The following is a 14,088-nucleotide window of genomic DNA, read 5'->3' on the forward strand; positions in this document are numbered from 1 at the left end:
ATTATGGAGCTAATCGTTCTTTAATCCAATTTCCTTCATCCGATACGTATTTCACACGATCGTGCAAACGGCTTGCGCGTCCTTGCCAAAATTCAAAAGCAACCGGACGAACTAAATACCCCCCCCAATATTCAGGGCGCGTTATCTTTTCGGCGTCGATAAATTGTTCATCCACCGCCTTCACCCGATTTTCTAAAAACGCTCGATCGGGAATAACTTGACTTTGAGGCGAAGCGACCGCACCAATTTGGCTTCCGCGAGGACGGGATTGAAAATATTGATCCGATTCTTGCTTAGGCAACTTTTCTATTTTTCCGGTGATTCTAACTTGGCGTTGCAACTCCGACCAGAAGAAAAGCAAAGAAACAAAGCTATTTTTTTCCATTTGATGACCTTTTGCACTGCCATAGTTTGTAAAAAAGCTGAAACCTTCGGGTTTGATGTCCTTTAACAAAACAATCCGCGCGTGCGGTCGCTGTTGATCATCAACCGTAGCTAAAGTCATGGCTGTCGGCTCGTTCACTTCCGCGCGTATTGCCTCGTCAAACCAAACGTTAAATTGCTCTATGGGATTCGCTAAGGCCTGTTTTTCATCAAAACTATCTTTTAAATAATCTTCGCGAATGCCGGCGACTTCTTGTCTTTCAATTGCCATCAAAAACCAATGTTAGTATGCACAAACTTAATCAAAACTGCTAGTTTAATAGGCATGTACTTATTAAAATTATTGTCAAAAACTAGGGAATACTAAACACAATCGATAAATTTGATTAGAGAACGGAAGAAAAAAGATATGTTTAGCGAATTTGAACCAAAAAAAGGCAGCTTGCTGGTTTCCGAACCTTTCATGCTCGATCAAAACTTTGAGCGATCCGTTATTTTGCTCTGCGAACACGATGCAGAAGACGGAACTGTTGGCTTGATTCTGAATCATCGATCATTTATGGTGCTTTCCGACATTGTTGATGAGGTGCAAAACGCGACTTTCCCTGTTTACGTTGGCGGTCCAGTGGAACAAAACACCTTATATTTTGTTCATGAAGCGTACGAGAAGTTGCAGAGTGGAACACATATCGTCGACAACCTGTATTGGGGAGGAAACTTTGAATTATTGGTTGACTTGATCAATAAAGAGGAAATCAAACCGGAACAAGTAAAGCTTTTCCTTGGTTACTCAGGTTGGGAAGTTGGTCAATTGGAAAAAGAGATTCAACAGAATTCATGGGCGGTGCATAATTCCTACGGAACGGACTTGGCTTTTATGACGGATGGCGAAGACCTTTGGAAACATACGCTGATCAGTTTAGGACCAAAATATGCACACGTTGCAAACTTCCCGAAACGACCCGAATACAATTAACTTGTTTTCAACACGATTTATCATATTATGAAAAACACAAAAATTATGTTGCCTACGGTTTTGGCTGTAGCTTTGATGGCATCTGCATCTTGCAGCACCCAATCTTCGTCTGAAACACCTGCCGGCGGCAGCGACACGACTTCCTATCCTCCAGTGGAGACAGGAAAAGCAAATACAGATTACAAGCCTGCTTTTGAAGGACAAACACGTATTGCTGGCGTAAAAACGACGACGCCGTTCGAAGGAAAAGTGGTTACCGACAAATTATCTTCACCTTGGGGAGTGGTAGATTTGCCAAGCGGAAAATTGCTTGTTACGGAAAAAGCGGGCAACATGCGCATCGTCGATCCATCGAACGGCAATGTTAGCGAGCCAATTACAGGACTTCCAAAAGTGGACGAAAGCGGACAAGGCGGATTATTGGGATTGGCATTGGATCCAGCGTTCGAATCCAATAGAATGGTTTATTGGGTTTTTGCTGAGCCGGCAAATGGTGGAAACCATACAGCCGTAGCGAAAGGTAGATTATCGGACGACGAAAGCAAAATTGAGAATGCGAAAGTTATCTATCAAGCACTTCCGACATACAATGGTAAGTTGCACTACGGTGGACGTGTATTGTTTGATAAAGACGGAAACTTATTTGTAAGCACAGGTGAACGTTCTGATTTGGAAACACGCCCTCAAGCGCAGGATTTGAAATCAGGCTTAGGCAAAATCTTACATATCACAACGGATGGTAAACCCGTAGCAGGAAATCCATTCGAAGGACAAGCGGATGCTCGTCCGGAGATTTATTCCTACGGTCACCGTAATCCACAAGGCTTGGCGTTTCATCCAGAAACAGGCGATTTATGGAACAGCGAATTTGGCCCGCGCGGTGGTGACGAAATCAACATTGTGAAAGCAGGATCGAACTATGGCTGGCCTGTCATTACTTACGGTTTGGAATACAGCGGCGATAAAATCGGAACACCAGTGATCCAACAGAAAGACGGCATGGAACAACCTGTTTACTATTGGGATCCCGTATTGTCGCCAAGTGGAATGACATTCTACACCGGTGAGCGCATTCCTGAATGGAAAAACAACTTGTTTATCGGCGGATTGAGTTCGACACATATTGCTCGCTTGGTAATTGAAAACAACAAAGTGGTTGGCGAAGAACGTCTATTGAGCAGTGAAGGTCAACGTTTCCGCGATGTTCGACAAGCGAAAGACGGCGCACTTTACGCAGTAACGGATGCTGGTCGTTTATATAAAATCGACAAAAAGTAGAAGCGTGAAGGCATAAAGTAAAATGTAAAACTCCGCGGTAGGATAACGAATCCATACCGCGGAGTTTTTTATTTATCATCCAGAATTCGATCAACCGATATCGGAATCGATCATGTACTTTTTAAAGCAGTAGATCCTCAGTTCTTATCGATATCGTCCTAAATACTTGCGGATAGGTTCATTTAAATAGCGTAAAACCAAATGGGCCAACACCGTCGTTAACACCATTCCTACGCTTACGATCCAAGCCATTTCCTCCATATTTGGCGCATTGCGTTGTACATAACTATAAAACAACCAAATAAATGGATAATGCACCATGTACAGCGGATACGAAATCTTACCCAACCATTTTATGGTCGTAGTTTCCGCTTTTCCGTAACTGGATTGATCCGCCCCCGCACTAAAAGCCAACAAAATAGGAAAGTAAACAATAACGATCGCCGGATCAAATACGGGGCTGATGGTTTCTGAAAAAGGCATGAAGAAAACCCAAGCTAGGGCGATCGATAGAAACCAAAATGGCAATTTATTGGGAATAATCCACTTCGATCGATACGCTAACAATCCGGCCGTAAAAGAAAAAAACAAGCGAATACCGCCTGCCCAGAAATTATCTCCTCCAAAACCTTCTGCCAAAAAACCGGACTTGTAGGACTGCCAGCATAGCAATCCGGCAGCGATGATAAACAATGGCCAAAGAACTCGCTTTGTTGCACGAACTAAAACCAAAGCATAAACAACGTTCGCGATGTATTCCCAAAACAAAGACCAGGTTGGCGGATTGAGGTGAAACAAGTTATTGTATCGCTCCGGAACAATTGGATATGGAATCAAGAAGCTACCGCTCAAAAACAGTAAAACGATTTGATAGGTTTCAAAGCGTTTGATCAAATCGCTAAATGGATCAAACACGAAAGCCAGCAAACCAATTACTGCGCCGATAAAGACCAATGGTTGCAAGCGGACTAATCGTCGTTTGATGAATGTCCATGTGCCGATCTCGGCAAATTTATCGTCGTATGCATGCGCAATAACAAATCCGGAAAGGCAAAAGAAAAAATCGACCGCCAAATAGCTATGTGGAATAAAGCTATCCTCATATTTAGGTGCAACAATTTCCATAAAATGAAATAATAGCACACCAATAGCCGCAATGCCGCGTAATCCATCCAACGCCTTGAAATGGTAGTTCTTCGTCAGATAAAATGTGTTCGTATTAATCATAGGAATTATAATCTACCTGAGAAAGGCTGCACTAAAATAGAGATTTTCTAATGGAAATTTCAATGGCTAAAACTAACCTATTCTACATAATTCTTTCCGACATAACAAAAGCGCATTTTAGCAGCTAGTGTCACAAACAGTTTATAATTTGGGTGACCGTAGGTTAATTAAACGGATTAAAATAATCCGTTTGGTAGCCTATGATGATCTTATCTGCAAGCGCTTTCTTACTAATAATATCCATTTTTGCGTTGACAGATTGATTAATCGGATCTAAAGAAAGGCAATATGCAACGTCATTTTTAATCCAATATGCGCGCTGCGGATAATCGATTACTTTATTACCTAAATCGTCTTCATGCACTTTACAGTAATTCGGGAAACCGCTTTTCAGGTTTTCAATAACCTCATCTTTCAAAGTTTCTACCATCACATACTCGATTGTTACCGAATCTGGCTCTCCCAACTCCTTTTTAAAAATCGTCAGAAAATCCTTGCTCTGATTCTCCTGTAACTCAAAAGAGATAAAGGCAAGGTTATCGTTATACGTTGAAACTCTGGTCGCCTGCGATTCCTTCAACTGGAATCCATAAAATGTTAGGTTTTTAGTATCCGAATCACTAAAAGTATAATGCACCACTTTTTCTCCATTATCGACAATGTTGAAACCTTCTTCTGTCGATTCAATGTGTCCATCTTGATTTTCTACTTTCGTAGCGCCGTCCGCTATACCCACATTAAGCGGCTGGCCGACAGTAAGCTTACCTAGATCAACGATCGGCTTATTGCAAGAAACGATCGCAAATGCACATATAATACATGTAACTTTTTGAGAGAAGGTTGAAATACTCATATTGGTAAATTAGGCTTTAAAGTTCGTGGTAGTATTCATCACATTAACTATTTGCTGACAGGTAATTTTATATCTATATCAAGCACCTCACCTATTCCCCATTTCTCTAAATTGTAATCCGTGCGATTAATCTGAAACTGCCCATTAAATTCTCCACTTTGACCTTTGTCTACGAATGTGAAAGGAATTTCTACGCGCTTGGTTGTAGCTTTAATAGTTAAATCTCCACGAACAAGATAGCTGTCGCCAGATTTTACGAAGCTAGATGATTTAAAAGTGATTTTCGGGTATTTCTCCGCATTCAAAAAACCATCGTTTTTTGCGTGCTTAGATTTCAAACTTAGCCCGGCATCCAGCGTATTTACATCCACAGAAACATCAATTTTCGAGCTATTCAACGTGTTAGGCGAAAAATTTACTACTCCACTCAACCCAGCGATCGTTCCGGAAGCCCCTTTGGTATCAAATGCGATGATATAATTTTTATCTATTTTCCACGTAGAAAAATAAAAACTGAAGGATAGCAAACAAATTAGCACGGGCGCAAACAAAATTTTTGCAATTGTTTTCATAGTAATGTCGATTATTATCTAAATTCGAATTTTAAATTCGATCAAAGGTATGCAAAAAGTCGTATTAATTTCTGGTGCTATATTTGGCTTTTTGGCCATTATATTTGGGGCATTCGGTGCGCACGCGCTTAAAAAGATTCTGTCGGAAGAGAAAGTGGCATCGTTTGAAGTCGGTGTACGTTACCAAATGTATGGCGCGCTTACCTTACTGTTGATCGGGATAGGATTGGATTTTGATATGCGGACAGCTCGCTGGGCATTTTTCGGCATCTTTTATGGCACCATTGTCTTCTCCGGAAGTATATATATTTTATCCTTCAAAGAATATTTGAAAGCTGACGGTTTGAAGATTTTTGGCCCAATAACACCTTTAGGCGGATTATTACTATTGGTAGGTTGGGCATGCATATTTTTGAGTGTCTTAGGTTAGATAAACATCAAAAAATGCTCCGTTACAATGTCCTATACAACTCCAAATAACGGTCAATAGCTTGACGCTTTTGATCTGTAAGATCGAAATTCAGTTTGTTACGTAAGTAATCGTCATAATCAAAATTATCAACCTCAGGCAATGAGGCAATAACGCGATTAATTTGCGAAACCCCCATACCTAAAGCAATATTAAAATCCTTCAAGAAACTTTCGGGTAATTCCTTATTAGCTGCCCAAACAGCAAATGCAAAAGGCAAACCGGTAAACTCTTTCCAGCATGCTCCCAAATCATACACATAAGCGTGGGAGTTTTTCTGCCCGAAGGTACGATCGCCAATCAAAACATGCGCATCCGCCTCGCCGGCCATAACCACGTCGACCGATTGACGCCAGAAGTATTTTAAAAGGATCCTAGCTAATCCATTCGATGTTTTCGATTGCATATCCAACCGTAAGACTTTCACCTGTTCAATCGGCACGTCTGAAAAGATAAAAACTGAATCTACCGCGCCATCACTCCCGATGCAATAATCACTCACAATGCTATAGTTCGGGATATCTAATAAGGCTTGAATAGGTATAATACCTAAGTCAGCTTCTCCACGAATTACACGCTCAGCGCAAGCGCTTGGGTAATCCATGATAAATTCAGCTGCGGCATGCAATGCAATGGAATCACGCAAACCAGTCAAGAACGGAATGGTATTCGTATAAGTAGCTACTGCTACCTTAATCTTTTGAGGAGAGAACATTAATTCGATGCTAAAGATTCTAAATGCACGGTATTGTAATGATCTACAATCTGAAATTTACCATCGTTATATTCAACAATATATAGTGCAGTATTGGTATGTGGAAAATCATCCATTTGGCAAACTGCCATTTCCGTCAAGTGACATAATAGAATGCGCAAGGCGCGACCGTGTAAACACACTAATAGCAAATCTTCTCCCGGCTGAGCCAACATGTGTTGAATGGCCTCTTGCTGACGCTTTACTAAGGTATTCGGCGATTCTCCATTTTCTACCGCTACATCCAATTCATTATTTCGCCATTGATTGACCAAATCCTTAAATCCGGCCATAATGGTTTCATCTTGCTCCTTACCCTCGTAAATCCCCCAACTGATCTCGTCTAAACCTTCTAATTGCTCTGTAGGAATTCCTGCTTCCACAAATCGCTGTACGGTTTGATGTGTCCGTAATAGCGTTGATGTATATACTTTATCGAACGGAATATCCTTGTACGTTTCATAAAAAGCATCCGCTTGTTTGATTCCCATTTCGTTTAGTGGCGAATTCACACCACGTCCCTGTACGATGCCGCGCAAATTTAAATCCGTTTGTCCGTGTCGTATGAAATAAAAAGTCTTCTTCAAATTGTATTAGTTTACTACCGGCAAGGCGTAATAATTTTTCTTTTGTTCCTGTTCGAAAACCACGCCTTTGTAATCCGTAACGACATTATAAAGTGTGTCACGTTCTACAGGATGGCGATCCACGTTTCGAATGAGTTCTACTAATTCCTGCGTAGACATCGCTGGAGTTTGTTCTTCCGCTCCTGCCATGCTGTAAATCTTCGTTGTATCGTCTAACGTACCGTCGATATCGTCCACTCCGAAACTCAGTGACATCTGTGCCGTGTCTCGCGAAATCATTGCCCAATAAGCTTTGATATGCGAAAAATTATCTAGATATATCCGAGCAATTGCGTAGTTCCTTAAATCTTCAATTACGGAAACTTCCGGCACATTCTCCATTTGATTATCCTTATTGCGGAATTTTAATGGAATAAAGGTTTGAAATCCTCCAGAACGATCTTGCAAACTACGAAGCCGTTCCATGTGATCCACACGATGCCAAAAATCTTCGATATGTCCATAAAGCATGGTAGCATTAGTATGCATACCTAACTTATGCGCTTGCTCATGAATATCCAGCCACTGATCGGCGGTACATTTATCATGCGCAATTTGTTGACGAATTTCTGGATGAAAAATTTCTGCTCCGCCGCCCGGCATAGAATCTAAACCAGCTTCTTTCAAAAACTTCATGCCCTCGTAGTGCGATAGCTTAGCTTTCTTGAAGATGTAATAATACTCTACAGGCGTTAACGCCTTTATATGCAACTCCGGGCGATGCTCTTTGCAACGTTGGAAGAAGTCGGCATAAAATGCTAAGTTTTGTTTTGGAACGACTCCTCCTGTAATATGCACTTCGGTAACCGGCTCGCCATCGTATTTTTTCACGATATCTAGCATGCCATCTACGTCCATTTCCCAACCTTCTTCACGTTGCTTGATCATTCGCGAATAGGAGCAGAATTTGCAATCGTACACACAAACATTGGTCGGTTCGATATGAAAATTTCGATTAAAATATGTCAAATCGCCATGTCGATCTTCGCGAATATGATTAGCCAATACACCCAAATACGAAAGTTCCGCATGCTCGTAGAGATAAACTCCTTCATCGAAAGCAATCCGTTGCTTATCACGCACTTTTTCCGCGATTTGCTTCAATTTTGCGTCTAAGTGGGGGTTATCGATCAGAAAATCTAGCTTTTGCTTTGCGTCCATGCGTCTCTCCTAAAATTCTACCAAATACAAATGTATCAAAAAATCCCCTTAACCTCGTTGTGATAACAGCTATTTTTGAGTCAGGATTTCGGAACGGCACATCAATACCTTCGCCTGAATCGTGCAAACGAAAAGCGAACGATTTATCTATCCGAAACAATTTAGTGCGGTTATTTCGAATTTTAAAATAGGTATTTGTACAACCATAATTAATCATTGCAGGAGAACTTACAAAGCATACTTATAAAAAAATCACACCTTACCGATCTAACGAATGAAAATCCAAATAGCAATTACTAAAACTGCGGGTAAAATGTATCTAAAGAATGTGTGTACAATGCAGTGTTTAATCGCATCATTTTCTGAAAGTAAGCTGGTTGTTCCGCACCGACCGGATAGAGCGTCAACTGACGTTTATTTCCCACAATTCGATCCCAAATACTAACTTGACCTCTTTGCAACGATATGGTGAAATAGTACAAGTAAGGTCCTATCCATTTTTCGTAATCGGTTTTTGTGATAAGTTTATTTGGGTTTAGAATTTCAAAGTCTATACGGTTAGCAATGCAATGTTGCAATTCTACAGCGTTCATCGGAACGCCATTACGCAAAGTAATTACGTCATATTGCGGATCGATAAAAATCCACTTTTTTAAATCCTCTATATACACTTCGTTGGTCACATGTCCCCCATTCCACTTTACTTCAGAAATATCTCGTGTCATTAGTCCAAGTTGTCGCGTTGAAAAACCTAGTGCCTGTAGACATTGCTGTGCAACCGTAGCGTATTCCACACATCGAAATCGACGACCTTTCTCGGCCTCTTTTAAGATGTAGTAAGCATCCTGATATTCTGGAACGTTTTGTCCATCATGTTTCCATCTGCTTTGAACCCAACTTTGCACAGCTTTAACTTTTTCGAAGTCCGTTTGGCATTGGGCTGCAATAGAATCTAAAGGAAATGCTGACCGTAGTTTTACAGATGTTGGCGATTTGGATAGATCCCCATAGTATAATTTAATATTAGCTTGTTTTTGAGTTGTAAATTGGAGTTTTTGAATCGTTAAGTCAATATGGTCTTTCCCAAATTCGAGTAAACCACCTAAACGTGGCGACATCCAACATAGGAAGATAAAGGTTACGCACAATAAGCTTAAAAAGGAAATGCCGACGACACGCCATCTAATTTTCATAAGGTTAATTTTGGAAAATATTTAAACCTATGAATAATTCGATTAATTCGCAAACTGCTGCATCTCGATCAGACGTTGATACAATCCGTTTTGCGCAATCAGCTCCTGATGTGTGCCGACTTCACGAACTTTACCAGCTTCTAAGACAATGATTTTATCCGCATTATGAATAGTACTCAAACGATGCGCAATAACGACTGTTGTCCGGTTCTTCATTAGTTTATAAAGCGCATCTTGCACCAATTTTTCCGATTCAGTGTCTAAGGCAGATGTCGCTTCATCCAATAACATGATCGGTGGATTTTTTAATACTGCCCGTGCAATACAAATACGCTGACGCTGGCCTCCCGAAAGTTTTGATCCTCGATCGCCAATATTCGTTTGATAACCGTTTTCGGTTTTCAGGATAAATTCGTGTGCATTCGCAATGCGAGCAGCCGCCTCCACTTCTTCAGCTGTCGCAGCGGTGTTGGCGAAGGCTATATTGTTGAAGATGGTATCGTTAAACAAAACGGACTCTTGGTTAACAACACCAATCAGCGCACGTAAATCGTCTTGCTTGAGATCCCTCAAATCAACACCATCGAAAAAAACAGCACCTTGATTAACATCCATAAAACGTGGAATCAAATCCACCAAGGTAGATTTACCACCACCAGATGGCCCTACCAAAGCTACGGTACTTCCTTTCGGAATATCGATATTGATATCGGTTAGCACTTCATGATCGCCGTAAGCAAAATGAACATTGTCGAATTTTATTTCCTTGTGGAATGTAGAAACGGATTTAGCGTCAGGCTTGTCTTCCACTTCGTTCTTCTCATCGATCAGCGCCAACACGCGCTCTCCAGCAGCGATACCATTGTGTACATTACTGAACGCATCCGTTAACGCTTTCGCCGGACGCATTACCTGAGAAAAAATAGCGATGTAAGCAATAAATTCTGAAGCACCTAATTCGCCAGAACCACTCAATACCAGATGTCCACCGTAAACTAAAATTACCGCGACCATTACCACACCTAACAGTTCGGAAATCGGTGAACCCATCTGCTGACGGCGAACCATACGGCGCATAATGTTAGCATAACGATGGTTTTCTCCATTAAAACGATCTTTGACAAAAAATCCAGCGTTAAAGGATTTAATAATCTTCATCCCCGACAATGCTTCATCCAAATAGGTGATCATATTTGCGTAAGATTGCTGCCCAGCGATTGCTTGCGCCTTGAGTGTTTTTACTATTCTAGAAATGAAAAACGCAGAAACCGGTATTACCAACAGCGAAAACAAGGTAAGTTTTACAGAGAAAACAAACAACATGATTAAATATGCAATAAGCTGAAGAGGCTCTTTAAACGCGACCTGCAAAGTTCCTGTAACCGAGAATTGTACAACTTGAACATCTGACGCTATTTTTGAAATGACATCTCCTTTTCGTTGGTTGGTAAAATATCCCATGTGTAGTCCCATCACATTATCGAAAACCGCACGACGTAAGTTTAATAATGTGTGAATACGAAGATTCTCCATAATGCGTTGGGAGAAATAGCGAAAGATATTGCTGATTAAAACAGAAATAACGATTACTATACATACATATTTTAATGCTTCGTAGGGACCGATGTCATAATAAAGTTTATCCGCATAATAAGTAAACCAAGCACCAATATCTGTAATTTCTTCCGGGCGCTCTATAACTTTTGCTGCCGTCATTCCTTCATCGCCCGTTCCTTTAAAGAGAACCTGCAGCAGTGGAGCTAACAACGCCAAATTTAAAGTACCGAAAACAACAGTAAAAAGCGTACAAATTATATATGGAATAGCATACTTCGCTATAGGATTGGCAAATGATAAGAGTCTAAAATATGTCTTCATTCATCTATTAAATTGCACAAATGTAACAAAATTTGCCCTATCTGCCGTTGCACATCACATTAGTTACCAAATTGTGCCCAAAATTTGACAATTAACCAATTTAGAAGAATAGTCAAAATTTGGCGTTACTATGTTGTGATCTTTTTAAAATCACATTTGAGAGTTTGCATAAACTATTTGCGGCGAAAATTTAATACTTTCGTGTAATTGACAAATAAAATATACCACGTATAAAAATGCAGATCACGGTTGCGCAGCGCCTTCAACAAACGGAGGAATATTATTTTTCTAAAAAACTTCGTGAAATCGAAGAACTAAATAGAGCAGGCAAACAGATTATCAACTTAGGCATTGGCAGTCCAGATCTACCTCCTCATCCGGAAGTAATCTCAGAATTATGCAAAAATGCGGAAGAATCTACCACACATGCTTATCAAAGCTATAAAGGGAGCCCTGTACTTCGCCAAGCTATTGCCGACTGGTATTACCGATATTATCAAGTTCAATTGGATGCGAATTCCGAAGTTCTTCCGCTTATGGGTTCGAAAGAAGGTATTATGCATATTTGCATGACCTATTTGCAAGCGGGTGACAAGGTTTTGATTCCGAATCCTGGATATCCTACTTACGCGTCCGCCGCTCGCCTAAGCGAAGCAACCGCGATAACGTATAATTTATCTGCAGAAAACGATTGGTTGCCCGATTTGGATGAATTGGAAGATCAGGGATTGGAAGGTGTGAAAATGATGTGGATTAATTATCCGCACATGCCGACCGGCGCCGCGGCTACGGATGAATTCTTCGAAAAAATTGTTGCTTTTGGTAAAAAGCATAATATCTTAATTTGCCACGATAATCCATACAGCTTCATCTTAAATGATAAGCCATTGAGCATTATGAGCGTGCCGGGAGCATTGGATGTCGCTATCGAATTGAATTCACTGAGTAAATCGTCCAACATGGCGGGATGGCGCGTGGGTATGCTCGTCGCGAATAAGGAACGTGTGGATGAAGTTTTGCGATTCAAATCTAATATGGATTCGGGTATGTTTTTACCTGTTCAATTGGCTGCTGCAAAAGCACTTTCTTTAGATGAAAGCTGGTATGAAAATCTGAATAACATCTACCGAAAACGTCGAGAAAAGGTATTTCAGATTATGAATATGTTGCAATGCGACTATCAAAAAGATCAAATTGGCTTATTTGTTTGGGCTAAAGTTCCTGATAAGTACAAAGATGGTTACGAATTGACAGACAAGGTTTTATACGATGCAAACGTATTTATCACGCCAGGCGGTATATTTGGCGACGCTGGATCGGCATATATCCGTATCAGCTTATGTGCTACAGAACAGCGATTCGAAGAAGCTATTGCGCGCATACAACAAATAGAAGATCAACTCTAAACGCCATTCCATAACATGCAAAAAGAACTAAATGTTGCCGTTATCGGTATCGGACTAATCGGTGGATCAATCGCCATGCGCCTTCGAGAAACCGAATTTGCTACGCGAATATTTGGTGTAGATAAGAATGAAAACAACCAAAAGAAAGCATTGCAACTTGGTTTGGTGGACGAGATTGTCGATTTAGAAACCGCGATAGAAAAATGCAAAATTATATTGCTTACGGTTCCGGTTGATGCCATTATGCAACTTGCGCCCACGATATTGGACAAAGTTAACGAGCAGGTAGTTATTGACATGGGCTCAACTAAGATCAACATTTTACATAGCATCGAAAACCATCCAAATCGCGGTCGCTATATTGCAGCCCATCCAATGGCAGGTACAGAATATTCTGGTCCGGAAGCTGCCATTCCAAATCTCTTCAAAGGCAAAGTGATGGTGTATGTTGAAGCTTTTAAAACAGATGAAGACGCATTTGATTTAGCTGATAGCGTAACTGAACAATTGGAGATGCGCAGTGTTTTTATGACCGCCGAAGAACACGATATGCATACGGCGTATGTTTCGCACATATCTCACATTACTTCCTTCGCTTTAGCGCTGACCGTTTTGGAAAAGGAGAAATCGCAAGGACGTATTTTTGAGTTGGCTGGTTCTGGATTTGAATCGACCGTGCGTTTAGCGAAATCTTCGCCAGATATGTGGACACCAATTCTAAAACAAAATCGCGAGAACGTCTTGGAAGTTTTGGAAGAGCATATTAAACAACTGCAGGATGTTTACCGCAATTTGAAAGATGAAGATTATGATTCTTTGCATAAGTTGATCAAGCGATCTAATAAAATCAAAAGGATCATCCGGTAGACAACAAGTCCCAAAATCAAGAATTTTAAAGATCTGCAGAAGAATTAAAAAAATAAAAGCACAGCCAAAACAGGCTGTGCTTTTATAAATCTATTCGCACGCTAGTGCGGTAAAAGATTACAATTGCTTTTCCAATTTCTCCGTTAACACAGATTTGGGAACAGCACCAACTTGCTTATCAACAATTTCTCCATTTTTGAAGAACAATAACGCAGGGATATTGCGGATTCCGTAACGTACAGAAATATCTGGGTTGTTATCTACATTAACTTTTCCTACAACAGCTTTTCCGTCGTAATCTTTTGCAATTTCGTCAACAACAGGACCTACCATACGGCAAGGACCACACCATTCTGCCCAAAAATCAATAAGAACTGGTTTATCCGATTTCAATACAACTTCGTCGAAGTTGCTATCTGTAATTTCTAATGCCATAATATTATT

Annotated in this window: 15 protein-coding genes; 5 read left to right on the forward strand and 10 right to left on the reverse strand. The window is 40.6% G+C overall.

Translation table 11 applies throughout. The features are described from left to right. Position 1: 1 nt before the first annotated feature. Positions 2 to 655 (reverse strand): pyridoxamine 5'-phosphate oxidase, encoded by a 654-nt coding sequence (pdxH, locus tag ACFSQ3_RS10650; protein ID WP_380869530.1) that lies wholly within the window; start codon positions 653 to 655, stop codon positions 2 to 4. Between the two features lie 138 nt (positions 656 to 793). Here pdxH and ACFSQ3_RS10655 point away from each other — a divergent pair, with 138 nt between their 5' ends. Together ACFSQ3_RS10655 and ACFSQ3_RS10660 are read left to right on the forward strand one after the other, a co-directional pair. Continuing rightward, positions 794 to 1,360 (forward strand): YqgE/AlgH family protein, encoded by a 567-nt coding sequence (locus ACFSQ3_RS10655; protein ID WP_380869531.1) that lies wholly within the window; start codon positions 794 to 796, stop codon positions 1,358 to 1,360. Positions 1,361 to 1,387: 27 nt separating this feature from the next. Further along, complete coding sequence (locus tag ACFSQ3_RS10660) at positions 1,388 to 2,638, forward strand: PQQ-dependent sugar dehydrogenase (protein WP_380869532.1); 1,251 nt, start codon at positions 1,388 to 1,390, stop codon at positions 2,636 to 2,638. A 144-nt stretch (positions 2,639 to 2,782) separates the two neighbouring features. Here the strand turns inward: ACFSQ3_RS10660 and ACFSQ3_RS10665 are convergent, their stop codons facing one another. From ACFSQ3_RS10665 to ACFSQ3_RS10675, 3 genes are all read right to left on the reverse strand, one after another. Then, the gene (locus ACFSQ3_RS10665; RefSeq protein WP_380869533.1) at positions 2,783 to 3,865 is read right to left on the reverse strand and encodes an acyltransferase family protein; all 1,083 of its coding nucleotides are present in this window, start codon (positions 3,863 to 3,865) and stop codon (positions 2,783 to 2,785) included. A 163-nt stretch (positions 3,866 to 4,028) separates the two neighbouring features. After that, entirely contained in the window at positions 4,029 to 4,718 is a 690-nt protein-coding gene (locus ACFSQ3_RS10670; protein WP_380869534.1) for a hypothetical protein, read from the reverse strand. A 47-nt stretch (positions 4,719 to 4,765) separates the two neighbouring features. After that, complete coding sequence (locus tag ACFSQ3_RS10675) at positions 4,766 to 5,290, reverse strand: YceI family protein (protein ID WP_380869535.1); 525 nt, start codon at positions 5,288 to 5,290, stop codon at positions 4,766 to 4,768. A gap of 49 nt (positions 5,291 to 5,339) precedes the next feature. Here ACFSQ3_RS10675 and ACFSQ3_RS10680 point away from each other — a divergent pair, with 49 nt between their 5' ends. After that, positions 5,340 to 5,720 (forward strand): DUF423 domain-containing protein, encoded by a 381-nt coding sequence (locus ACFSQ3_RS10680; RefSeq protein ID WP_380869536.1) that lies wholly within the window; start codon positions 5,340 to 5,342, stop codon positions 5,718 to 5,720. 22 nt (positions 5,721 to 5,742) lie between these two features. Here ACFSQ3_RS10680 and ACFSQ3_RS10685 read toward each other — a convergent pair whose 3' ends face one another. The 5 genes from ACFSQ3_RS10685 to ACFSQ3_RS10705 form a co-directional block, all read right to left on the reverse strand. Next, a complete protein-coding gene (locus tag ACFSQ3_RS10685) occupies positions 5,743 to 6,474 on the reverse strand; it encodes a menaquinone biosynthetic enzyme MqnA/MqnD family protein (protein WP_380869537.1) in 732 nt (243 codons plus the stop codon). Then, entirely contained in the window at positions 6,474 to 7,100 is a 627-nt protein-coding gene (locus tag ACFSQ3_RS10690; RefSeq protein WP_380869538.1) for a histidine phosphatase family protein, read from the reverse strand. Before ACFSQ3_RS10690 ends, ACFSQ3_RS10685 begins: the two co-directional genes overlap by 1 nt. A gap of 6 nt (positions 7,101 to 7,106) precedes the next feature. Continuing rightward, a complete protein-coding gene (mqnE, locus tag ACFSQ3_RS10695) occupies positions 7,107 to 8,300 on the reverse strand; it encodes an aminofutalosine synthase MqnE (RefSeq protein WP_380869539.1) in 1,194 nt (397 codons plus the stop codon). Between the two features lie 296 nt (positions 8,301 to 8,596). Continuing rightward, on the reverse strand, positions 8,597 to 9,493 hold the full coding sequence (locus ACFSQ3_RS10700) for a transglutaminase-like domain-containing protein (RefSeq protein ID WP_380869540.1): 897 nt from the start codon (positions 9,491 to 9,493) through the stop codon (positions 8,597 to 8,599). A 42-nt stretch (positions 9,494 to 9,535) separates the two neighbouring features. Then, on the reverse strand, positions 9,536 to 11,371 hold the full coding sequence (locus ACFSQ3_RS10705; RefSeq protein ID WP_380869541.1) for an ABC transporter ATP-binding protein: 1,836 nt from the start codon (positions 11,369 to 11,371) through the stop codon (positions 9,536 to 9,538). Between the two features lie 236 nt (positions 11,372 to 11,607). On the opposite strand from ACFSQ3_RS10705, the gene ACFSQ3_RS10710 reads away from it, so the two are divergent. Continuing rightward, positions 11,608 to 12,777, forward strand: coding sequence for a pyridoxal phosphate-dependent aminotransferase (locus tag ACFSQ3_RS10710; RefSeq protein WP_380869542.1), 1,170 nt, complete (start codon positions 11,608 to 11,610; stop codon positions 12,775 to 12,777). Positions 12,778 to 12,792: 15 nt separating this feature from the next. Continuing rightward, entirely contained in the window at positions 12,793 to 13,644 is an 852-nt protein-coding gene (locus ACFSQ3_RS10715; protein ID WP_380869543.1) for a prephenate dehydrogenase, read from the forward strand. A 117-nt stretch (positions 13,645 to 13,761) separates the two neighbouring features. Here ACFSQ3_RS10715 and trxA read toward each other — a convergent pair whose 3' ends face one another. Next, complete coding sequence (gene trxA, locus ACFSQ3_RS10720; protein ID WP_380869544.1) at positions 13,762 to 14,079, reverse strand: thioredoxin; 318 nt, start codon at positions 14,077 to 14,079, stop codon at positions 13,762 to 13,764. Between the last annotated feature and the right edge of the window lie 9 nt (positions 14,080 to 14,088).

The sequence above is a fragment of the Sphingobacterium corticis genome, from assembly GCF_042684745.1.
Lineage (GTDB): Bacteria > Bacteroidota > Bacteroidia > Sphingobacteriales > Sphingobacteriaceae > Sphingobacterium > Sphingobacterium corticis.